We start from the raw sequence: 22,434 nt of genomic DNA on the forward strand, positions 1-22,434 counted from the left end.
TGGATTATTTTCGACCCCAATTATCCGCTTCAGCGGCTCCTCTGCGCAGATTCACTAGATGCAGCCCATGTGATTTGCTCTTGTGTGTAGTGCTACGTGTACTCCCTTCATGTTCAACAAGTTCATAAAGTGCAGCAAATGACCAATCGAGATGAATACCAATATGTGAAATAATTTAAAGGGAATATCCCCCTTTTCTTTATGCAAAACGGCAGACTGTATTCAAGAGGCCCTCTGTTTATTTTTTATTTCCTTTATTATAGCCTGTACTGCCTGCCCGTCAAAAGAATAGGTAAGAGCGCATATTTTAAATTTGGAGGAATAACATGACATGAGGTGTTGTATTTATATGAATAGAGTCGTATAATAATACATATTTCATAGGGACGGAATGGAGGAAGGTCTGTGAGCAGCAAGTTAAAAGTGGCAATTGTCGGTTCCACCGGGTATGGCGGGGTGGAGCTGATTCGTTTTTTGGTTCATCATCCGCAAGTAGAGATTGTATCTGTTATTTCTTCATCCAGCGCGGGTGTCCCAATCAGTGACGGGTTTCCACATCTGACGGACATTGTGGTGCAGGATTTGGACGGTGTCGAAGTCCACGAAATTGCTGCCAAGGCCGATCTGGTTTTCACTGCTACCCCATCGGGCGTTAGTACTAAGTTAGTGCCGCAGCTTCTTGATGCCGGACTGAAGGTCATTGACCTTTCCGGGGACTTCAGGCTTCGAAGCGGGGGAACGTATGAAGCATGGTATAAAAAGCCTGCGGCTTCACCCGAGTATCTCAAGCAAGCTGTATACGGACTCAGTGAGGTGTATGCAGAAAAGCTGGCGGGCGTTTCTTTTATTTCTAATCCAGGCTGTTATCCGACCGCAACATTGCTGGGCATTATTCCTGCACTGAAAGCGGATTGGATTGACCACCGGTCGCTGATTGTAGATGCCAAATCTGGGGTATCCGGCTCAGGTAGGGGAACAAGCCTCGTTTCGCATTATGCGGAAATGAACGAGAATTTTAAAGCTTATAAGGTGAATAAGCACCAGCACATCCCTGAGATCGAACAGGTACTGGGTGATATTGCGGGCGAGGACGTTACGATTACGTTTACGACACAACTTGTTCCCATGACCCGAGGAATTATGAGTACAATTTATGTCACGCTGAAGGGTGACCATACAGATCAGGATCTTATCGGGTTATACCGGGATTATTATAAAGGGCATCCTTTTGTCCGCGTACGTGGTGAAGGTATATGGCCAGCAACGAAGGAAGTATTGGGTTCGAATTACTGCGACATCGGTTTTGCAGCAGATGCTCGAACCGGGCGCCTTACGATTATTTCCGTCATTGATAATGTTGTGAAGGGTGCCGCTGGACAGGCGATTCAGAATTTAAATTTGATGATGGGATGGGAGGAGAACCTCGGGCTGGGCTTCATACCGGTATATCCGTAAGTAGCAAGTAACCGCAACATGGATACGGAAACGTCAGCGAGCGGAATTTCGAATACAGGCAGCTGTCATTCATCGAATATGTTGCGAACGAGGGCACATAATTATGGGCAAAGTAGAGTTTACAGTAGTAAACGGAGGCAACATCGTAACTCCGCGTGGCTTTACAGCCGGGGGATTACACTGCGGACTGAAAAATTCGTACCGCAACGATATGGGCGCGATTCGTTGCGAGGTAGAAGCGACAGCTGCTGCGGTGTACACCACCAATGTGTTTCAGGCTGCACCGCTGAAGGTGACCCGCGAGAGCTTGGCAGATGGTCGATTGCAGGCAGTAGTGGTGAACAGCGGGAACGCCAATGCCTGCACGGGACAACAAGGAGAGCAAGATGCCTACGCTATGCGTTCGGCTACGGCTCATGAACTGGGTGTTGCTGAGAGCAATGTAGCCGTCGCCTCGACGGGCGTGATCGGTGAGCATTTGAAAATGGATTGTGTGCTTGGCGGTATATCCTCTTTACCTGCCCGTATGAGCGGGGCAAACGATGGAGCAGAGCAATTTACGCAAGCCATTCTGACAACGGATTTAGTTAAAAAGGAAGCGTGTGTGGCGGTTGAAGTGGACGGTGTGACCGTACACATCGCCGGGGCGGCCAAGGGATCTGGCATGATACATCCGAATATGGCAACAATGCTCGCTTTTATGACCTGTGATGCAGCGATCGGACAGACGGCGCTTCATCAACTATTAAAGCAGGCAACGGATACCAGCTTTAATATGATTACGGTGGATGGGGATACGAGCACGAACGATATGCTAATCGCCATGGCGAGCGGACTGGCTGGCAATCGTGAACTGCACGTAGGGCATCCCGATTGGGACGCTTTTGCCGAGGCGTTCACCTATATCTGCCGAGAGTTGGCGAAGGCAATTGCTCGCGATGGAGAGGGTGCTACGAAGCTGGTAGAGGTGTCTGTAAGCGGAGCGGTAAGCGATGCGTCCGCTCAAGCGATAGCTAAGACGGTGGTTGGGTCCAGTCTGGTCAAGTCAGCCGTCTTCGGAGCAGATGCGAATTGGGGACGGATTATTGCGGCCGTAGGGCGTGCTGGAGAGCCCGTTAATCCAGATACGGTAGATATTCGCTTGGGTGATATTGTTGTGCTAAGCCAATCGAGTCCGGTCGCTTTTGACGAAGAAGAGGCGCTAGCCTATTTGAGGGGAGATACGGTGCAAATTATTGTTGATTTGCATCACGGGAACGGAACCGCTACAGCATGGGGTTGTGACTTAACCTACGATTATGTGCGGATAAACGCTGCTTATCGGACATAGAGACCAGAATAAAATACGGATTGAATAAGGATAGTAGATAATAGAAACAACGAGCGGATGGAAGTCCAGTATCATTTGAAAATTGCACGGATATGCAGAGAAGAAAAGGAGAGATGATATGCAATCGGCAGTGGAACACGCGGATCAAGCGAATCATGCGGGAGTGGCACGTCGTAATTTTGTGATGAAATGCGGAGGAAGTACGCTGGCTGCGTTACCTGATTCCTTTTTTGAAGATTTGGCGCGTTTGCAGTCGGAAGGTCTTCAACCTGTCATTGTACATGGCGGTGGCCCTGCGATTTCCGACAACTTGGCGAAGCTGGGGATCGAAACAGAGTTTATTCATGGATTACGCAAAACGACCGAACCTGTGCTGGATGTCGTGGAAATGGTACTGGCAGGCAGCATTAACAAGCAGATTGTACGTAGAATAGGGATGCATGGGGGCCGAGCGTTGGGGTTGTCAGGCAGTGATGGCTATTTAATCGAAGCCAAGCCTGTGTCGAATGCCGCTGAGGTCGGTTGGGTCGGAGAGGTAACGTCCGTTCAAGCCTCGATTATTACAGGTGTACTGGATATGGACTATATGCCTGTTATTGCACCCATCGGGATTGATCGATCTGGTCAGCGTTACAACATTAATGCGGATACAGCGGCGGGTGCGGTAGCCTCTCATCTGGGGGTCAGTCGGATGATCGTCGTTACAGATGTACCAGGCATATTGAAGAAGTATGGCGGAGAAAAGAAAGTGCTGGATTCTATCACCGTACAGGAGATTGAGGATATGATCAGCACAGGTGAAATATATGGTGGTATGATCCCGAAAGTGAGAGCGGCTATTGCCTGTATCCACGGCAAAGTGAAGGAAGTCGTCATTGTGAACGGTAGCGAACCGCAGGTACTAAGCCGTGTGCTGGGCGGAGAATCGATTGGAACACGCATCGTGCGTATGCAGTAATTGCAATATATAGCTCGACCTATATAACCAAACGATAAAGGAGCGTGAACATAATGAGTAAGGAACCGAATACGCTGGTGAGCGAGGAAATGCCAAGTACGGATGGAAGCGGAGTGCAAACGGAAAAGGTGTCGGCAAAAGCGCAGACAGAAAGCTCCCTTTTTCCAACCTACGCAAGATACCCGCTTACACTGGTGAAAGGACAAGGAAGCTGGCTGTGGGATGATCAGGGCAAGCGTTATCTGGATTTCATGTCAGGCATTGCCGTTACCAATCTCGGCCATGCGCCTCAAGCAGTAGCTGAACGATTGAAAAAACAGATCGATGAATTGTGGCATGTATCCAATTTGTTTCATATTCCGGGGCAAGAACGGGCTGCTGCCTTGCTGACAGCCAATAGCAGCGCAGATGCCGTGTTTTTCTGCAACAGCGGGGCCGAAGCGAACGAAGCTGCAATTAAGTTGGCGCGTCGTTACCACCAGAAGGTAAAGCAGACCGGTCGCTACGAAATCATTACGTTCACGCAATCCTTTCACGGACGGACGCTGGCAACCTTGACCGCTACGGGTCAGGACAAAGTTAAAGAGGGCTTTTTACCGCTTCCTGCCGGGTTCAAAAGTGTTCCGCTTCATGATCAGACGGCTCTTGAAGCAGCCATTAGTGAGCATACGGCGGCAATTATGCTGGAAATGGTGCAGGCCGAAGGTGGCATGTATCCGGTAGACCCTGCTTTCGTAGATGTGATTACAAAGCTGTGCCGCGAGCATGGTTTGCTGCTGATCATTGACGAGGTACAAACAGGTATGGGACGGACGGGCAAGCTGTTTTCCTTTGAGCATTATGGTATAGAGCCGGATATCTTTACATTGGCGAAAGGACTGGGCAGTGGTTTCTCTGTGGGTGCGATGCTAGGCAAAGGATATTTGCGTGAAGCGTTCACAGCGGGCAGTCATGGTTCTACCTTTGGAGGTACGCCACTTGCTATGGCAGCGGTTCAAGCTACTATTGAAACGATTATTGATGACAAGCTAACAGAACGTGCAGCTGAGATGGGAGATTACCTTTTCCATAGTCTGCAAAAGCAGCTTGGAGATAGCCCTTTTGTAAAGGATATCCGTGGAAAAGGTCTGATGGTTGGTATTGAGTGTGCGGAACCGGTAGCGGAGCTTGTTTTGGCAGGACAGAAGAAGGGCATTCTGTTCATTACAGCAGGACCGAACGTGATTCGTCTGTTGCCTAACTTGTATGTAACGAAAGACGAAATAGATCAGGCTGTAACCTTGATTGCTGAATTGATTCGGGAGCATGTGGCTTAGTGTAAAGGCCAAATTATCATAGACTAGAGTGTAAAAGGAGACGATAGCATGAGCCAGAGCGGCGCACTGCAGCAGATGAATTTGAAAGGACGGGACTTCCTGGAGCTGGACGATTACTCTCCAGAGGAAATCCAGTATTTAATTGATCTCGCCATTGAAATTAAGCGTAAGCACAAAAACGGGGAAACTTATCAGCCGCTAAAAGGGAAGACGCTCGGACTGATTTTCGAAAAATCCTCTACACGTACACGGGTATCTTTCGAAGTCGGTATGTATCAATTGGGCGGGCATGCCCTTTTCCTCAGCAAAAATGACATTCAACTGGGACGCGGCGAACCGATTAGCGACATGGCTCAAGTCATGTCACGTTATCTGGATGGCATTATGATTCGTACCTTTGGACACGATAATGTGGTAGAGTTGGCACGTTATGCGTCCGTTCCTGTGATCAATGGTTTGAGTGATTTGGCGCATCCATGCCAAGTGCTGGCTGATTATCAAACCTTGTATGAGCAAAAGGGTAAGCTAAAAGGGCTCAAATTGGCTTACATCGGAGACGGTAACAATATGGCTCATTCCCTCTTAATTGGGGGAGCAAAGCTTGGAGTGCATGTGTCCATTGCAAGTCCAGTTGGTTACGAGCCCGACCCGAATGTGGTCGCAGCTTCCCGTGAAATTGCCAAACAGACAGGGAGTGAGATCGTTATAACTCAGAGTCCGCAGGAAGCAGTACAAGATGCGGATGCGATCTACACAGATGTGTGGGCGAGCATGGGGTTTGAGGAAGAGCAGAAGGAGCGGGAGCTTGCTTTTGCCGACTTTCAGGTGAATGAGGAGCTGGTCAAGCTGGCGAAGCCGGATTATTTATTCTTGCATTGTCTGCCTGCGCATCGTGGGGAAGAAGTAAGTGCAGGTGTAATCGATGGTCCGAATTCGGTCATCTTTGATGAAGCAGAGAATCGTCTGCATGCGCAAAAAGCGCTGTTAGTTGCTTTAATGGCATAAGATTTAAGATTGATAGGTATTGATAGGTAAAGAAGATAAAGGCTAGAAGCATTCGGGGAGGACTTCAACAATGGCAAAAGAAAAAATCGTACTCGCATATTCCGGCGGTCTGGATACGTCGGTCATTCTGAAATGGCTCAAAGAAACTTATGATGCTGAAATCATCGCATTCACCGCAGATATCGGTCAAAAGGAAGAACTGGACGGTTTGGAGGAAAAAGCACTCGCTACAGGGGCTTCCAAAGTGTACATTGATGATCTGCGTGATGAATTCGCCAAGGATTTTATCTATCCGATGTTTCAGGCGGGTGCTTTATATGAAGGACAATATTTGCTCGGAACGAGTATTGCACGTCCATTGATCGCTAAGCGGATGGTCGATATTGCGATTGCCGAGGGAGCAACAGCCATTGCTCACGGGGCAACAGGCAAAGGTAACGATCAGGTACGCTTCGAGCTGAACGCGGCGGCGTTGACGCCGGATATCAAGGTGATCGCACCTTGGCGGCTGGAAGAGTTCCGCAATCAGTTCCCGGGCCGTGCAGAAATGATTGCCTATGCGGAAAAACACGACATTCCGGTAACTGCTTCTGCAGCCAAGCCATACTCCATGGACCGTAATCTGCTGCATATCAGCTATGAAAGCGGCGTGCTGGAGGACCCTTGGTTTGATCCAAGTGCTCCTGAAAATAAAGGAATGTTCTTGCTCAGCAACGCGCCTGAGGACGCTCCTGATGAAGCAGAATATTTGGAGTTGGAATTTGAAGCAGGTAACTGCGTCGCTTTGAACGGAGAACAGCTAAGTCCATTGCAAGTGATGGAAAAACTGAATGAGCTCGGCGGCAAGCATGGTATCGGACGTGTGGATATGGTAGAGAACCGTTTTGTCGGCATGAAAAGTCGGGGAGTCTATGAGACGCCGGGCGGTACGATCCTGTTCACTGCTCACCGCAAAATGGAATCCATCACGATGGATCGCGAGGTTATGAATCTGCGTGATAGTCTGATTACCCGTTATGCTACCTTGGTTTATAACGGTTTCTGGTTCGCACCAGAACGTGTCGCTTTGCAGGCTCTGGTTCATGAAAGTCAGAAAAATGTCAGTGGTACCGTGCGCGTGAAGCTGTACAAAGGCAACGTTATCGGCGCAGGCGTTAAAAGCCCGGTTAGCTTGTACAACCCGGACATTGCAACCATGGAAGCCGACCCGACACAAGCCTACGATCAAGGCGATGCAACAGGCTTTATCCGCTTGAATGCTCTGCGTTTAAAGGTCAACGCAGGCGTAACACAAAATCATAAATAATGATGTAACCTAAAAAATGTACGGAATGCGGGCCGTTCTTGTCCAAACGACGAGGGCGGCTTGTATTGCAGAGAGGGGATCATGCAATGAGTAAGCTATGGGGCGGACGGTTTACGAAGCAAACGAACAAGTTGGTAGAGGAATATACGGCTTCTATCGGGTTTGATCAGGCGTTGGCGGAAGAAGATATTCAAGGTAGTTTGGCTCATGTGGCCATGCTGGGGAAATGCGAAATTATTCCGCAGGAGGATGCAGACACGATCAAGGAAGGATTGCAAACGGTCCTGGAGCGTATCCGCCGTGGGGAAATTGAATTTTCCGTTTCGGATGAGGATATTCACATGAATATCGAAAAAAATCTAATCGAGGCCATTGGTCCGGTCGGAGGTAAGCTGCACACGGGGCGCAGTCGTAACGATCAGGTAGCAACGGATATGCACTTGTATTTGCGAGGACGTGTGGTATCGCTGGTGGGTATGCTGCATGACGTACAAGCTGCATTAATCGGCCAGGCAAAGGATAATCTGGACACGATTGTACCTGGATACACACACTTGCAGCGTGCGCAGCCTATTTTATTTGCACATCATCTGCTGGCGTATGTATCTATGCTGGAGCGTGATATTGACCGACTCAAAGACAGCTATAAGCGGATTAACGTGTTGCCGCTCGGTGCTGGCGCTTTGGCCGGGACCACTTTTCCGATCGACCGTCACTTTGTAGCCGAGCAACTGGGGTTTGATGGCGTATATGAAAATAGCCTAGATGCCGTCAGCGACCGGGATTTTATCGTAGAGTTCCTGGCTGGCGCCTCGCTGATTATGACGCATTTGTCTCGTCTGAGCGAAGAATTGGTGCTATGGAGTAGCACGGAGTTTGGTTTTGTCGAGCTGGATGATGCTTTTTGCACAGGCAGCAGTATTATGCCGCAGAAGAAAAACCCGGACGTACCGGAGCTGGTACGTGGTAAAACCGGACGTGTCTATGGAAACCTCGTGGGCTTGTTGACCGTACTGAAATCCTTGCCGCTGGCATACAACAAGGATATGCAGGAGGACAAGGAAGGGATGTTCGATACCGTTGCCACGCTGGAAGGAGCCTTGCAACTGTTCGCACCGATGATCGCCACGATGAAGGTGAACAAGGATCGTATGCGTCAAGCAGTCAATCAGGATTTTTCCAACGCAACGGATATTGCGGACTTCCTGGTCGGCAAAGGGCTCCCGTTCCGTCAGGCGCATGAGGTCATTGGCAAAACCGTACTGTATTGCATCCAGCATGGAAAATACTTGCTTGATCTGACACTGGACGAATTCCAGCAGTTTTCGGATCTGTTTGACGAGCGTATCTATGAGGTACTTCAACCAGAAGCGGTAGTGAATGCACGGAATGTATATGGCGGAACCGCTACCGGGCAGGTACAGGCAGCTATTGGGCGCAGTGAACAGCTCCTGGCGAATACATCAACATGGTTTGAAGGGCACAAGCCGAAAAATTAATCAGTAAAGAAAGATATTATTCTCTTGCATAGCAGCGGGATGCTGTGTAAAATCAAATTTTAAGGAATTAGCAATCTAAGTTTCAAAGGCACCGTTCGCGGTGTCTTTTGTGTTTTTTGGGGCATTAATTCATAGTTCCAAATACCTATTAATACACTGGTATGAAAGTTTCTAGAATTTACATTTTTGTATACTACACCTATGATGATTATGGTAGAATAGCACTAAGTTTTTCATCGAATTACCAATTTAATAGGACAAGAACTATATTCAATAAGTAAATGTCAAGTTACTAGGGGCTCTTTTGAACAGGCGAATTTCATAAATGTGTAAATGAAGGGCTTGAATGAGAACATAGGTATGTCCTGGTTTTGGGAGAACGGTAAGTAAAAGCTCTAAAGTAGCGACGTAGCTGAAGGCAGAGTCGGGATGATCCAGGGAGGTATTATGAGAACTAAAAGGACAGCGCGTCAGTTAAAGAGCGCTTGGATCGGTTATCGCGCTTCTGAAGCCGATCAACTGATATCTTCATTGCATGAGGAACGGGTGCAAGCGGAGGAGTTACTGCGTGAGGAGCGGGAACTTTTCCACGCGGCGCTGGAACGGAAAAAGCAGCGGGATGGGGAGTTAAAGCAGCTGCTTGCGGATGCGCTTGCGGAAGAGCGGCGCTGGATTGAAAGGGCGGGAATTCATGGGTGACAAGCTTAGATGGCAGGTTGGAGGAGTTTCAATTCGCCAAACCAAGAGAAGAATAAAAGAAGAGCGTCAGCGAATCGAACAACTGCAACAACAGCTAGAGGCTCAGCGGTTAGAGCAGGCCCCGGAACTGTACAAGCTTGATTTTCATATCGAAGAGTTGGAACGGCGACTTCAGGATACAGAACTTCGTATCCAGGCGATACAGAACGCCAATGATACAGCAGCAGCTGTGGAACAATTGCTGGATGAAGGGTTACAGGATGGACAGGTGCAGGAGGCTCAAGTCCAATATGCATCTGGGCAGGAACAGGTAGCGACAGGAACCGCTATGGGCGCTGCTTCCAGTATCCCTGGTACGGAAGGCCAAGAGGCAGTAAGAGGAACGAAGAGCGGACGAAACGGCAAGGCCCGTCTGGGGGATCAACTGGTGGAGAACGGGATGATCACCCGCGATCAGCTGACAGATGCCATCCGCAACCAGAAGCGTTACGGTGGCAGGCTGGGCGATATTCTTGTAGAAATGGGCTTCATTACAGCCGAGCAGCTACAGGAACAGGTTGGCGGCGATGAGTCCAAGGAGCGCCTAGGCGATATGCTGGTTCGTTCCGGCTATATATTACCGGAACAACTGGAGCGCGCACTGGAGTTCCAGGCGAAGAGCGGCGGACTACTGGGAGACATCTTACTATCATTGCAAATGCTGGAACCTGCGGACTTGTACCGCGCGATTGCTACACAGAACCGAATCGGGCGAATTGGTGAGGAGCTCGCGCTGGATGCGGCGTATAAACTACCCGAGCAAGTGGCGATGGCATATGGCGTGGTCGTCATCCATCAATATATGAACCGTTATATTGTGGCGGTCAGCGATCCGCTGCCAGAAGAGCGACGCTTGAAGCTGGAGGAAATTTTGGGTATGCCGGTAGAGCAGGTGCTCGCTACGAAGGAAGAGATGGAGCAGCTCTGGGGTAAAATCTACGGTGAAGAAATGATGCAGGAGAGCACGACCGGGCTATTGGAAAAAGAACCACACAATTCAGCACGGACGACCTTTACAAAGGGACAGCTCTGGGTGTTCGCGGCCATGGGTATGATTACACTGCTCGGTCTCCTCTGGAACAGTTGGAAAACGGTGTTGATCATCAATATGATGATTCAGCTGTTTTATTTTGCGATGACGCTATTTAAATTTGGCATCATTTATCTCGGTTCCCGGCGTGGGGCACAGCTTCGTTTTACGAAGGAAGAGGTTGACGCCATGGATGAAAAGAAACTGCCGATCTATACCATTCTTGTACCTATGTATAAGGAAGCGGGCGTGCTTCCGATGTTATTGCGGAATTTGGAGCAACTGGATTATCCAAAGTCCAAGCTGGATGTGCGGCTGCTGATTGAAGAGGACGACATAGAGACGATTGAGCTACTTCGGGAAATGAAGCTACCGGCCTATTACACGACACTAGTCGTTCCAGACGGTTTGCCGAAAACCAAGCCGAAGGCATGTAATTACGGACTTATTCGGGCACGTGGCGAGTTTGTCGTGATTTACGATGCTGAGGATCGTCCCGACGCTGATCAGCTTAAAAAGGTCATTGCAGCGTTCGATTCACTCCCTGAGCATTATGCGTGTATTCAGGCGAAGCTCAACTATTTTAATAGTACACAAAATCTGCTGACCCGCTGGTTCACTCAAGAATACAGTATGTGGTTCGAGTTACTGCTGCCGGGTATTATGCAGTTAGATACCCCAATTCCGTTAGGCGGCACATCCAATCATTTTCGGGTATCTGTATTAAAAGATATTAATGCGTGGGACCCCTACAATGTAACCGAGGATGCTGATCTGGGCATACGTCTGTATAAAGGCGGCTACAAAACTGCTATTGTCGATTCCCGCACATGGGAGGAAGCTAACAGCCGCGTGGGCAACTGGATTCGTCAGCGGTCACGCTGGATCAAGGGGTATATGCAGACATGGCTGGTTCATATGCGAAATCCGGTTAAGCTGGTGCGCGAAGTGGGCTGGAAAGGCTTTTTCGGCTTTCAGGTGATGATTCTGGCAACTCCGATGTTGCCGTTGCTGAATCCGATTTTTTGGGGGTTGCTTATTTTATGGTTTGGCTGGGAGTTGTCCTTTATTCCCAAGCTATTCCCGGGTTATGTGTATTACCTGGCCAGTGCGGAGTTTTATATCGGTAACTTTCTGTTCGTATTCAGTAATGTGGCCGGAATGTATTGGGTCATCGGGGAACTGGAAGAGCGCGGTGAACGAACATTTTCATACGCGATGGTCAAATACGGGCTACTCTCGCCGTTATATTGGGTACTTATGAGTATAGCTGCGGTGAAAGCAGCTTGGCAGCTCATTACCAAGCCGTTCTATTGGGAGAAGACCACGCATGGTCTGACCGATATGCACGACTTGGATGATACCCCGGCACAGTCCTCCTGAATATGAAGAAAGAAGGAGCAAGAATGGAGACAAAAACACCTTTTTTATCCGTCGTCATTCCCATGTACAATGAAAGCTCACATCTCGAGCGGTCGCTTAAGGTAATTGATGGGGTATTGTCTGTTGTCACCTCACGCTATGAGCTCATCATAGTAGATGATGGTTCCAAAGACGATACGTGGCTCAAGCTGTCCGAATTGTCCCGTCGTATGCCCTCTTTGCTCGCGCTCCGGCTGAGTCGGAATTTCGGTAAGGAGCTGGCGTTGTGCGCAGGTCTGGAAAATGCCTCTGGCGATGCGATTATTGTCATGGACGGTGATTTGCAGCATCCTCCTGAAATGATTGGAGAAATGGTACGTTTATGGCAAAATGAAGGTTATGATTTGGTCGAATGTGTGAAAGAATTTCGGGGAGAAGAGTCGGTGGGCAAAAAGCTCGGTGCTTCATTGTTCTACGCGACCCTGAACCGCTTGACGGGCTTTAATCTCAAGGATGCCTCCGATTATAAGCTACTGGATCGACGAGTGGTGGATGCCTGGATGGCGATGCCAGAGCGGATGCCGTTTTTCCGCGGGATGACAGCCTGGCTAGGTTTCCGCAAAACCCAGATTTCATTCCGGGTGGCTCCACGCGAAGAGGGGCCAAGCCGCTGGAGTCCGTTAGGGCTGATTCGACTGGCAGCAGAAGCGATCGTTTCGTTTTCAACAGTACCGTTGCGGGTAGTAAGTCTGATGGGCCTCATTTTTATGCTGATTTCAGTCGTATTGGGGATTCAGACCTTAATGCGCAAATTAACGGGTGACGCTGTGACCGGTTTTACCACTGTGATTTTGCTGCTCTTGATTATTGGCAGTGTACTCATGCTGTCGATTGGAGTGGTAGGAGAATATATTGCCGCCATATATCACGAAGTCAAAGCTAGGCCTCGCTATCTGATAGCAGATAAACGGGCGAATGCTGACCGATTGTGGGTGGACAGGGAGTTTAATCAACATGATCAGACGTTCATATCTAAAGTATCCAATCATTAAATACGGTATTGTGGGGTTGCTAGGTACAGGTATCCATGTGGGTGTGCTTGTGCTGCTGGTGGAGTTGTTTACGGTACCAGCAGTAACGGCTACTACAATCGGATTCGTGGTTACATTGCTCGTTTCGTATGTGCTGAACCGAAACTGGACGTTCGAGCCTACCGGCGAGGGAAGTCGCACCCAGTTTCTTAAATATTTATTGGTCTGTACCTGTGGCTTGCTCTTAAATGCTGCTCTGATGTACGTGACCATTCACTGGATCGGTTGGTCGTATCTGATCGGTGAAGTACTAACTACCATCATCGTGCCTGTTCATAATTATTTCTGGAACCGCTACTGGATCTTCTCCGTTCCGCAACAGCGTCAGAAAGAGGTTTCATGATTTTAAGAAAACACGGAAAATTTCTATCATTGTTTGCTTGTATTACTGCTCTTGAACTGGCCGTGGGCGTGTATTTTGCATGGTATCTTGGTTATATGCATACCGATGCGCTCAGTCGAGTGGCTAACGCATTTTATGTGCTATACAGTCGTGACCCACACTTGGGTGCTATCGGGTTTGTATGGAATCCCCTGCCCAGTTTGATGGAACTGATTGTGCTGTTGTTTTATCCTTTATTTCCAGCACTCGCTTCCCACGGGCTGGCGGCAGTGATTGTGAGCAGCCTGTTTGCAGGGGCGAGCGGGGCATTATTGTATGCGACGGGCAAACAGTTGGGGCTTCACGGTGCAACCAGCTTGCTGATTGCGCTATTATTTTCACTGAATCCATTTATGTTTCTGTTTGGCTTCAACGGTTTAAGTGACTCGCCATATATCTTTTTCATCCTGTTGACAGTGAGTCGATTTTGTATGTGGTTGAAGGACCGCAAGGCGGCGAATTTGATCGTATCCGGTTTTGCGCTTGCACTGGCTTTTTGGGTACGCTATGAAGCGGTTCCGCTTGGCGTTGCGATGGCTTTGGGTGTATTGCTGACGATCTTTTTTCTGCATAGATGGCGTACAAACAGAGAGAGGGTTAGAACGGAATTGTCTTTAAAAGAGCGCCTGTACAAGGTGGAAGCGACATGGCTTCTATTGTTGTTGCCACTTGTTTTTTCCGGTCTGCTGTGGCTCTTTTTTAACTGGATTATCATGGGCGATCCGCTTTATTTTTTACGCTCGCAATATTCCAATTCCACACAATCAGCGGCTTTGTTAGAGGATCAACGCTTTGTGGCCATGTTTGCCCACCCTGTGCTGATGCTAAAGTTTATCGGGCAACGAACCTTATGGTATGCTGCTCCGTTGATTGCCATTTTGCTCATACGATTGTTGGACAAACGTCTGTTGAGTTGGAGCACGCTTACGCTATTAGCAATCTTTTTATCGGTGCCTGGACTTCAGCTTTTGCTGATGCTCAAGCATTCTTCTTTTGGGTGGTTCCGATATTTTATGTATGTGTTCCCGATTACGGTTGCCTGGTTGCCGTATGAGCTAAGTTTATTGAAGGGAAAAATGAGGGGGATCGGAATCTCTCTGGTAACAGCAGGAATGTTGGTAACAGCAGGCTTGTTATCCTACGCACTGACGAACCCCGCGATTGCAGCAGATGAACACAGCTATTTGACGCATAGTGGTAATGAAAGCTACGAACGTCAAATTATTGAGCGGAAAATAGCGCCGTGGCTGGATGAGCATTATGGTACATCTCTCATTTTGACAGATTCTTATGCCGCCTATCCGATCATTTTGAGCAGCAAAATTCCGAAGAAGTTTATGATTACGAGTGATTTTGATTTTGGGGAATCTTTAGTGGATCTGCCTGCTTCCAAGGTGGATTATGTGTTGATCACGCGCTTGGTGGATGGGGTATCGCTGGATCAGGTAAATCGGAACTATCCTGATTTGTTCGAAAAGGGAGCGTCGTGGGCCTCACTGGTACATGACTTTGACGGGCAGTGGCGACTGTACAAAATAAAGCATGAAGAATCGAAATAATTATTATATTTTAGTGCATCGTAGCGGAGCGAAGAATACAGCTGTAGGGTGTGAGTGGGCTACAGCTGTATCACCGCAAGAAGTTTGAGGGGGAACGAGAGGAATGTCCTTTCGCAAATGGTCTGCAAGCAGATGGATGGCTATAGGTCTGTTTGTATTTATACTTGCGTTGGAGTTGTCTGCGGGCATCTATTTCAGCTATGTTCTGGGATATATGCACACAGACGCGCTCAGTCGCGTAGCTAATGCATTTTATGTGTTGTACAGCCGTGACCCGCATCTGGGCGCAATCGGATTTATCTGGAATCCACTACCTAGTCTTCTGGAAATGGTGATTCTACTGCTGTATCCAATCTTTCCGGCATTAGCCACCTATGGATTGGCTGCTGTCATTCTTAGTGCTACCTTTGCCGCTTTGACTGCTATGCTGCTGTATCGGGCGGGGGTCAGAACAGGGCTTAGCTCAGGGATGAGCATCATGCTGGCACTGCTGTATGCACTGAATCCGTTTATTTTACTGTTTGGTGCCAATGGGCTGAGCGATTCGCTATACATATATTTCATTATGATGACGGTGATTGAGTTTGCATTGTGGCTCAAGGATCGCATGACGGCAAGTCTGATTGTTTCTGGATTAGCGCTTGCCATGGCGTTCTGGACTCGTTATGAAGCGGTTCCTCTGGGCGTGGCAATGGCGGGTGGAGTGGTATTGGCGATCCTGTTTCTACATCGAAACATGGGCAGACGTGAGCTGGCCTTGCGAGAAAAATTGCACAAGGTCGAGGCAACTTGGTTACTGCTTCTGCTCCCCGTGGTCTTTTCCGGGCTGTTGTGGATTTTCTTCAACTATCTCATTATGGGGAATGCTTTTTACTTCCTGAATTCGGAGTATTCGAACACAGCCCAATCGGCAGAGCTTCTGAATGATGATAAGTTTGTAGAGATTTTCTCCAATCCGCTGGTGGCCTTGAAATTTATTGCTTCCAAAACACTCTGGTATTCGGTACCGTTGTTTGCTATTCTGTTCATTCGTCTGTTAAGTGGACGCTTGTTCCGATGGGGAACACTGATTATTTTGCTGCTGTTCCTGTCAGTGCCGGGGTTGCAGTTTTTACTCATGATGAAGCAATCTTCGTATGGGTGGTTTCGTTATTTTATGTACGTGTTCCCAATTACTGTAGCTTGGTTGCCCTATGAGCTGAGCCAGCTTCAGGGACGATGGCGGAGGGCAGCCTTTGGCCTGGTATCCGTCAGTCTGCTGCTTACCGCTGGATTACTTTCCTATGCGTTGACTCGCCCGGATATTGCACCGGATGAGAACAGCTTTCTCACACGAACGGGTAATGTGAACTATGTGAGACAGGAGTCAGATCGTAAGATTGCCGTCTGGTTGGATGAGCATCTGCCGAAGTCTACCATTATGACCGATTCGGCCTCAGCCTACACCATGATTGTCTACAGCCAATATCCCAAACGCTTCCTGATCACCAGTGATTATTCGTTCAATAAGGCATTAAGTTATCCGCAGGATAACCATGTGGATTATGTCCTTGTACCTAAGATCATGTCAGGCATGCCACTGAGTAAAATCAATATGGTATATCCGAATTTATATGAAAAAGGCGCTCCATGGGTCCAGCTTGAACGTGAGTTTAACGGTGAGTGGCGCTTGTACAAGGTGCTACCCAAGTCACTAACTAAAGAATCTCCATCGACGGAGACCACGACAAATCCGTAATGTGCAAAAAAATCCCCGAGCCTATCCCTTCGCCATGGTGCGATGAGGGAAGCTGCGGGGATTTTTTTAACCTGTTTAGTGCTCTTTGAGTGGTAGCCACGCCAGTACATCCTGAATTTTCGCGTCCCAGTATCCCCATTCATGAGCCCCAGGACCTTCTTCGTAGGTCAGCGGAACTCCGGTAGTATTACATGTTTCACGGAAAGCCTGATTTCCCTTATATAGGAAATCCTCCGTGCCGCAGCATTGGTAAAGCCGGGGAAGCGAGGTCCCCAAGGCAGCATGACGTTGTAACAGTTCCAGCAAGTCGTGATCCGTTCCACGTATTTCATCTGGACCAAAAATGTTAAGCCATTCCGCTGGACTCATCGCATTTTGCATAGGATCGGTGCGTGATGCGTGTAAATCCATGACTCCCGAAAGGCTCGCAGCAGCTGCAAAACGCTCTGGATGCTGGAGTGCCAGTTTGAAAGCACCATATCCACCCATAGAAAGCCCGGCTACAAAATTGTCTTCACGCTTGTCGGACAGAGGAAAGAATGAACGTGCCAAAGCCGGCAATTCCTCACTGACAAAGGTCCAATAAGCCGCTCCTTGCTCCATATTCGTATAGAAACTCCGATGTACTTGGGGCATGACGACAGCTAGGCCCAATGAGGCGACATAGCGTTCAATGGAGGTTCGACGCAACCAGGTTGAATCATCGTCCGACAGGCCATGCAGCAAATATAGCGTCGGATGTGGCCCGGTTCCTTGCTTGCCCTCCAGTCCAATTTGCGAACGGGTTGCCTGAGGAAGAATAACATTCATGGATGTGCTCAGGCCTAGAACTTCCGAATAAAACTGACATTGAATAAGAGCCATAAGAAGACCTCTTTCCTAGGGTTTTGTGACCTCATTGCGGTGTTCCAGCATATGACCGAGTATTCATTCAGTATACCTTAGCCTGTCTAAATATACATATCCAAGTGAATAACTAGGTATTAAGTCCCGTTTCTTATTTATCCTACATTAGGTGGGGGTATGGTTATATGGGACGATTTTTTTAATTTGGGGGTTATTTGGGTTTGATTTCTGGTAAAGTGTTTAAAAAAGAATGATGAATCCAATCAGAGGAGGAATTTATAGCATGGGAAAAAAGTTAAGAAACACAGTTACAGGTGTATTGAGTACAGGTCTTATTCTTAGCGCATTCAGTGCAGCGGCAGCTGCTCCCCAAACTACAAGTGGACATTGGGCGGGAGATCAGGTGCAACGCTGGTCAGCCACAGGGCAATTGGACGGGGCGGTAAAACCAGATGCGGCGATCACACGTGCCGAATTTATTGTTCTTTTGAATCGCAGCTTGGGAACGTTCACACAGGAAACTCCAGCAGTGACAGACGTAACATATGCGGGTGGTGTGAAAGTAAATGGTAATGGAAGCAGAACGTTCACAGATGTTCCAGCTTCGCACTGGGCATACAACGAGCTGACAAGTGCCGTGAATGCAGGCTACATAAGCGGCTATGCAGATAACAAGCTCAAACCAAATGGTAAGGTAACACGTCAAGAGGCTGCGGCTATCGTAGGCAAAGCTATTGGACTGACTGCGGGTAACGCAGCAGATGTTACTAAATTCATTGACTCCAACAAAATTGGGTCTTGGGCGAAGAAAAGTGTAGCGGCAGCTGCGGAGCAAAAAATCATCAACGGTTATCCAGATGGTAAATTCCAGCCACTGAAGTCGCTGACTCGTGCAGAGGCGATTGCTATTCTGGACGCTGCCTCCGGTTACAACCTGAGCTCTGTCGATAATCTGACGACGACTCCTGGTGGAACGGTGACGGACTCCACATACAGCAACGTGACAGATTCCACTTATGGTAACACGTCAACTACTTCTGGCAGCGAAACAGGAGATACCAGCACAAGTACCAGCACAGATAGCACGACTACGGACAACTCTACAACAATAGATACCAACACAGATACCGACACAACTACGGATACGACTACGACTACAGATAGCACTACAGACACAGTTGCAACTACGGGAGCACTGAAAGTCAACAATGTGTATGATGGAGAAGGTACAATTACGGGGACAGCTAAAGCAGGTTCCACAGTAACCGCCTATTCCAACGAACTGCCTATCGGTAGTGCAGTAGCCAAAGATGATGGCACATTTAGTATCAGTGTGCTTACTCAAAAAGCAACGGTTAGGCTGGTAATCAAAGCTAAAGATGCAGATGGTAACGAAAGTGAGCCTGTAGAAATTTCTGTTTTGGGTAAACGCAGCGAGTAATTTATAGCTAAAATCCCCCTTTCACTCTGTCTGGAACAAGTCCAGTCGACAGTGGAAGGGGGATTTTTCGTTTATTCGCTTATACCGTCCTCGACAATAGATTTCTCGGGTTCACGTGTTTGTGGCTCAGACGATGTGCCACCGCCATAACTAGCTGTAATGCGTTGCTGCGCTCGATACGTATCGCGGCTGATTCGGGTGCGATCTACAGTTTTTCCGTCTACCTTTTTTACCCGGAATGTTTCTACCACATACCCTTCTTTGCCCTGCCGAAGTACTTGATAGAAGCCGGGGGAAAGTGAGTCATTACGGAGTCTCTTCTCCGGTATGGGAAGTATGCGAACTGTATGGGATTCCAGTTCATACGAAACATTGGATGGAAATGTACCAAAAAATTTAACAGTAAGCGTTCGGTTTTGGACAGCGGCACGAAGCAGTAAATGCTTGCCTGTATTGTTTCTAAAACGAAAATTAATGGACCCTGTAGCAAAAGTCGCATCTTGACCTTTGGGTAGGTAGCTGACTGGCAAAGAATGGTTGCGGCGCTCAACAATGTCCAAGCCGACTCGCAGCGCTGCATTATACACCGTGCTGGATACCTGACAAATCCCGCCGCCTATGCCGGACTCCAACTGACCGTTCACGATCACTGGAGCTTCACGAAAGCCATGAGTGCGCTCAGCCTTGGCAATCAATTGACCGTAGTCGAATATGTCACCTGGCTTGAGAGTTAGACCATCAACGGTGCTTGCCGCTGAATTAACGTTATACACGCGTCCTTCCGAGCTACTGCCGAGACTGGTGGAGAACTGTACGATTTTGCGCTCAATCCCTTCGTTCCGTAGACTGTCCACCGAAATGTTCGGTTCCAGCTGACGGAAAGGTAATTCCACTCGTATTGGCTCTTCCGAAGCGGTAAAATCCTTGGGCAGCGCCTTATCTAGTGCGGCGTCCAATCTGGGCCAATCCAGCCGTCGGGCAGAGCGCCCCGGAATATAACGAACCTGGTCATTCCCGTCAATCTGTCGCACAGCATTGATAGGCATGCCGTATCGTTGCTCCTCCCAATCGGCTCCGAATTGGGCCCTTAATATCTCCTCCTGTCGGAAAGATGTGATAGACCATTCCTTCTCGAAGCTAAAACGTGTCTGAACACGAGTCCATAGATGCTCCGAGCTGAGCGCCTTCACGGCATTCCGAAATGCCTCCGCTTTATAATGAATCCCTGCTGCCCCGAGTGTAAGTTTTATATCCTGTGCACTGCTGTCACTGTCCGTCAGAAGCAGTGGACGTTGCTTCAATGCATCCAATTTTTTATCCACCAGCCGAAGAGCGGCTGTGTGATCCATGCTTCCTACGTTTATTCCTCCGACCCTCACTCCCTCCGGCAGCGTTTGTCTGTCGGCGTACAGATGAAGTCCTCCCCACAACATGGCCAGCGCCAAAACACCAGACCATATCCAAATGACAGATAAATGAATTTTTTTCATAATGCAGATGTCTCCTGTCTGATAAGCTTGATAGCGATTCGTGTGCCATAATATTCATATATATGTGCCAAAAGCAGAAAACTTTCGGTACTATTTAGGTAACAAATTTGTTACAATGATAAACGGTATGATGAAATAGAGAAGTTTTTAAAGGAAATGCATGGAATATGTCGAATGGATATTAGGTTATGCGTAATATGATTAAGCAACGGGAAGTGATCGAGTGATTGAAATGCAGGATGTGTGGAAGACCTATACTAACGGAACCCACGCACTTCAAGGAGTATCGGTCAGAATTGACCGTAATGAATTTGTATACGTAGTCGGCCCGTCTGGAGCGGGGAAATCGACTTTTATGAAGCTTATTTATAGAGAAGAAGTACCTACCAAGGGGCAAATTTCAGTCAATGGTTTTAATATCGGGAAGCTCAAGCAGCGTAAAATTCCCTACGTTCGTCGTAACATCGGAGTCATTTTTCAAGATTTCCGGCTTTTGCCGCGTTTGACGGCTTATGAGAATGTGGCTTTTGCTATGGAAGTTATTGAAGCTCCCAAGAAGCTGATTCGCAAACGGGTACCAGAAGTGCTTGAACTGGTTGGCTTGAAAACAAAAATGAATCGTGAGCCTGCCCAGCTTTCCGGTGGGGAGCAACAGCGTGTAGCAATTGCGCGGGCGATCGTGAACAATCCTTCCGTGATCATTGCCGATGAACCAACGGGTAATCTGGACCCCGAAACATCGTGGGAGATCATGCAGTTGCTGGACGAAATTAATTTTCGGGGCACGACTATTGTAATGGCGACCCACAATAAGGACATCGTGAACTCCATGCGTAAACGTGTCATTGCCATTGAAAATGGCAACATCGTAAGGGATCAGGTAAGAGGGGAGTACGGATATGACTTTTAACACCTTCTTACGTCATGTGCGGGAAGGTTTCAAAAACATATTCCGCAATGGCTGGATGTCCGTGGCATCCGTCACCTCGATTATTGTGTCATTACTTATATTGGGCGTATTTATCATGCTGGTGCTCAACGTCAATTCCCTGGCTGATCAGGCAGATAGTCAGGTGGAGGTTAACGTATTTCTGGAGCTAAATGTAGAGCAGAACATGCGTGAAACGCTGCAAAAGGAAATTGCGGCGATGCCGGAAATCAGCAAAACGACCTTTGTGACTAAAGCTCAGGGTTTGGAGGAGCTGCGTAAAGATTTGGGAGACAGCGGCAAGGAGCTGCTGGAGGGCTTTGACAAGGACAGCAATCCACTCCCGGACAAAATTGTGGTAGAGGTAATTGAACCAACAACGGTTCCATTTGTGGCCGAAAAGATTGAGAAGCTGAATACGTTGCATCCTGAGAAGCCGATTTTAAAGGTGCGTTATGGAAAAGGCACCGTAGAGACACTCTTTACGATTACGAAGCTCATTCGTAATGTAGGCTTTATATTCGTCGCCGGACTGGCGATCATGTCCATGTTCCTCATCTCGAATACGATTCGCGTGACCATATTGGCACGACGCAGAGAGATTGGTATTATGAAGCTGGTCGGTGCAACCAACTTTTTTATACGCTGGCCGTTTTTTATCGAAGGCGCGCTTATTGGTCTCATTGGTTCCCTTATTACGGTAGGTATTTTATTTACTGGCTATCAGCGTTTGCTGACTGCCGTTCAGGGCGATATAGCTCTGAATATGTTGAAGCTTATGCCACTTGAAGGCATTTGGATTCAGTTGAGTGCATTGCTGATTATTTTGGGGATGCTGGTCGGAATTGTTGGCAGTACCCTGTCCATGCGCAAGTTCTTAAAAGTATAAAAGAAGCGTTGGCTGGACGTCGTGTTCGATATCAATTAGAACGGGGAAGCCCGGTGTTATTTTGCGATAAA

The 22,434-nt window shown here is 48.2% G+C and carries 18 protein-coding genes; 16 read left to right on the forward strand and 2 right to left on the reverse strand.

Going from position 1 to position 22,434, the window contains the following annotated elements:
- Positions 1–405 precede the first annotated feature (405 nt).
- The 13 genes from argC (at position 406) to NLX74_RS06865 (ending at position 16,769) form a co-directional block, all read left to right on the forward strand.
- Entirely contained in the window at positions 406–1,455 is a 1,050-nt protein-coding gene (gene argC, locus NLX74_RS06805; RefSeq protein WP_254328293.1) for an N-acetyl-gamma-glutamyl-phosphate reductase, read from the forward strand.
- Positions 1,456–1,558: 103 nt separating this feature from the next.
- Positions 1,559–2,785: a bifunctional glutamate N-acetyltransferase/amino-acid acetyltransferase ArgJ gene (gene argJ / locus NLX74_RS06810; RefSeq protein WP_254328294.1), complete on the forward strand. Its 1,227-nt coding sequence runs from the start codon at positions 1,559–1,561 to the stop codon at positions 2,783–2,785.
- A 118-nt stretch (positions 2,786–2,903) separates the two neighbouring features.
- Positions 2,904–3,743, forward strand: a complete 840-nt coding sequence (argB, locus tag NLX74_RS06815; RefSeq protein ID WP_061829941.1) for an acetylglutamate kinase — start codon at positions 2,904–2,906, stop codon at positions 3,741–3,743.
- Between the two features lie 53 nt (positions 3,744–3,796).
- Positions 3,797–5,059 carry an acetylornithine transaminase gene (locus tag NLX74_RS06820; protein ID WP_254328295.1) on the forward strand — a complete coding sequence of 421 codons (1,263 nt, stop codon included), beginning with the start codon at positions 3,797–3,799 and terminating at the stop codon, positions 5,057–5,059.
- A 48-nt stretch (positions 5,060–5,107) separates the two neighbouring features.
- On the forward strand, positions 5,108–6,064 hold the full coding sequence (gene argF, locus NLX74_RS06825) for an ornithine carbamoyltransferase (RefSeq protein ID WP_254328296.1): 957 nt from the start codon (positions 5,108–5,110) through the stop codon (positions 6,062–6,064).
- A 70-nt stretch (positions 6,065–6,134) separates the two neighbouring features.
- Complete coding sequence (locus NLX74_RS06830) at positions 6,135–7,370, forward strand: argininosuccinate synthase (protein WP_061829944.1); 1,236 nt, start codon at positions 6,135–6,137, stop codon at positions 7,368–7,370.
- Positions 7,371–7,456: 86 nt separating this feature from the next.
- Positions 7,457–8,869, forward strand: a complete 1,413-nt coding sequence (gene argH, locus NLX74_RS06835; RefSeq protein ID WP_254328297.1) for an argininosuccinate lyase — start codon at positions 7,457–7,459, stop codon at positions 8,867–8,869.
- A gap of 447 nt (positions 8,870–9,316) precedes the next feature.
- On the forward strand, positions 9,317–9,568 hold the full coding sequence (locus NLX74_RS06840) for a hypothetical protein (protein ID WP_254328298.1): 252 nt from the start codon (positions 9,317–9,319) through the stop codon (positions 9,566–9,568).
- Positions 9,561–12,020, forward strand: a complete 2,460-nt coding sequence (locus NLX74_RS06845; protein WP_254328299.1) for a cyclic di-GMP-binding domain-containing protein, MshE-related — start codon at positions 9,561–9,563, stop codon at positions 12,018–12,020. The genes NLX74_RS06840 and NLX74_RS06845 overlap by 8 nt, the downstream gene beginning before the upstream one ends.
- Positions 12,021–12,043: 23 nt before the next feature.
- Positions 12,044–13,051 (forward strand): glycosyltransferase family 2 protein, encoded by a 1,008-nt coding sequence (locus NLX74_RS06850; RefSeq protein ID WP_025721702.1) that lies wholly within the window; start codon positions 12,044–12,046, stop codon positions 13,049–13,051.
- Positions 13,014–13,433, forward strand: a complete 420-nt coding sequence (locus NLX74_RS06855; RefSeq protein WP_025721701.1) for a GtrA family protein — start codon at positions 13,014–13,016, stop codon at positions 13,431–13,433. The genes NLX74_RS06850 and NLX74_RS06855 overlap by 38 nt, the downstream gene beginning before the upstream one ends.
- Positions 13,430–15,031, forward strand: coding sequence for an ArnT family glycosyltransferase (locus tag NLX74_RS06860; protein ID WP_254328300.1), 1,602 nt, complete (start codon positions 13,430–13,432; stop codon positions 15,029–15,031). Before NLX74_RS06855 ends, NLX74_RS06860 begins: the two co-directional genes overlap by 4 nt.
- 103 nt (positions 15,032–15,134) lie before the next feature.
- A complete protein-coding gene (locus NLX74_RS06865) occupies positions 15,135–16,769 on the forward strand; it encodes a glycosyltransferase family protein (protein WP_254328301.1) in 1,635 nt (544 codons plus the stop codon).
- A gap of 75 nt (positions 16,770–16,844) precedes the next feature.
- Here the strand turns inward: NLX74_RS06865 and NLX74_RS06870 are convergent, their stop codons facing one another.
- Positions 16,845–17,633: an alpha/beta hydrolase gene (locus NLX74_RS06870; RefSeq protein ID WP_235306466.1), complete on the reverse strand. Its 789-nt coding sequence runs from the start codon at positions 17,631–17,633 to the stop codon at positions 16,845–16,847.
- A gap of 265 nt (positions 17,634–17,898) precedes the next feature.
- Between NLX74_RS06870 and NLX74_RS06875 the strand changes: the two genes are divergently transcribed.
- Positions 17,899–19,056, forward strand: a complete 1,158-nt coding sequence (locus tag NLX74_RS06875; RefSeq protein ID WP_254328302.1) for an S-layer homology domain-containing protein — start codon at positions 17,899–17,901, stop codon at positions 19,054–19,056.
- Positions 19,057–19,127: 71 nt separating this feature from the next.
- Here the strand turns inward: NLX74_RS06875 and NLX74_RS06880 are convergent, their stop codons facing one another.
- Complete coding sequence (locus tag NLX74_RS06880; RefSeq protein ID WP_254328303.1) at positions 19,128–20,546, reverse strand: VanW family protein; 1,419 nt, start codon at positions 20,544–20,546, stop codon at positions 19,128–19,130.
- A gap of 223 nt (positions 20,547–20,769) precedes the next feature.
- On the opposite strand from NLX74_RS06880, the gene ftsE reads away from it, so the two are divergent.
- Together ftsE and ftsX are read left to right on the forward strand one after the other, a co-directional pair.
- Entirely contained in the window at positions 20,770–21,456 is a 687-nt protein-coding gene (gene ftsE / locus NLX74_RS06885) for a cell division ATP-binding protein FtsE (RefSeq protein WP_023990620.1), read from the forward strand.
- A complete protein-coding gene (gene ftsX, locus NLX74_RS06890; RefSeq protein ID WP_013312238.1) occupies positions 21,446–22,363 on the forward strand; it encodes a permease-like cell division protein FtsX in 918 nt (305 codons plus the stop codon). The genes ftsE and ftsX overlap by 11 nt, the downstream gene beginning before the upstream one ends.
- Positions 22,364–22,434 lie beyond the last annotated feature (71 nt).

Source organism: Paenibacillus sp. MZ03-122A (genome assembly GCF_024213325.1).
Classification (GTDB): domain Bacteria; phylum Bacillota; class Bacilli; order Paenibacillales; family Paenibacillaceae; genus Paenibacillus; species Paenibacillus polymyxa_B.

What these genes read in the sequence shown, in the direction of transcription:
- ftsX (WP_013312238.1), top strand. Translation starts at nt 21,446, where the DNA reads ATGACTTTTAACACCTTCTTACGTCATGTGCGGGAAGGTTTCAAAAAC.
- NLX74_RS06840 (WP_254328298.1), top strand. Translation starts at nt 9,317, where the DNA reads ATGAGAACTAAAAGGACAGCGCGTCAGTTAAAGAGCGCTTGGATCGGT.
- NLX74_RS06880 (WP_254328303.1), bottom strand. Translation starts at nt 20,546, where the DNA reads ATGAAAAAAATTCATTTATCTGTCATTTGGATATGGTCTGGTGTTTTG.
- NLX74_RS06845 (WP_254328299.1), top strand. Translation starts at nt 9,561, where the DNA reads ATGGGTGACAAGCTTAGATGGCAGGTTGGAGGAGTTTCAATTCGCCAA.
- NLX74_RS06850 (WP_025721702.1), top strand. Translation starts at nt 12,044, where the DNA reads ATGGAGACAAAAACACCTTTTTTATCCGTCGTCATTCCCATGTACAAT.
- argF (WP_254328296.1), top strand. Translation starts at nt 5,108, where the DNA reads ATGAGCCAGAGCGGCGCACTGCAGCAGATGAATTTGAAAGGACGGGAC.
- NLX74_RS06875 (WP_254328302.1), top strand. Translation starts at nt 17,899, where the DNA reads ATGGGAAAAAAGTTAAGAAACACAGTTACAGGTGTATTGAGTACAGGT.
- argH (WP_254328297.1), top strand. Translation starts at nt 7,457, where the DNA reads ATGAGTAAGCTATGGGGCGGACGGTTTACGAAGCAAACGAACAAGTTG.
- NLX74_RS06865 (WP_254328301.1), top strand. Translation starts at nt 15,135, where the DNA reads ATGTCCTTTCGCAAATGGTCTGCAAGCAGATGGATGGCTATAGGTCTG.
- argB (WP_061829941.1), top strand. Translation starts at nt 2,904, where the DNA reads ATGCAATCGGCAGTGGAACACGCGGATCAAGCGAATCATGCGGGAGTG.
- NLX74_RS06830 (WP_061829944.1), top strand. Translation starts at nt 6,135, where the DNA reads ATGGCAAAAGAAAAAATCGTACTCGCATATTCCGGCGGTCTGGATACG.
- NLX74_RS06855 (WP_025721701.1), top strand. Translation starts at nt 13,014, where the DNA reads ATGATCAGACGTTCATATCTAAAGTATCCAATCATTAAATACGGTATT.
- NLX74_RS06860 (WP_254328300.1), top strand. Translation starts at nt 13,430, where the DNA reads ATGATTTTAAGAAAACACGGAAAATTTCTATCATTGTTTGCTTGTATT.
- NLX74_RS06870 (WP_235306466.1), bottom strand. Translation starts at nt 17,633, where the DNA reads ATGGCTCTTATTCAATGTCAGTTTTATTCGGAAGTTCTAGGCCTGAGC.
- argJ (WP_254328294.1), top strand. Translation starts at nt 1,559, where the DNA reads ATGGGCAAAGTAGAGTTTACAGTAGTAAACGGAGGCAACATCGTAACT.
- NLX74_RS06820 (WP_254328295.1), top strand. Translation starts at nt 3,797, where the DNA reads ATGAGTAAGGAACCGAATACGCTGGTGAGCGAGGAAATGCCAAGTACG.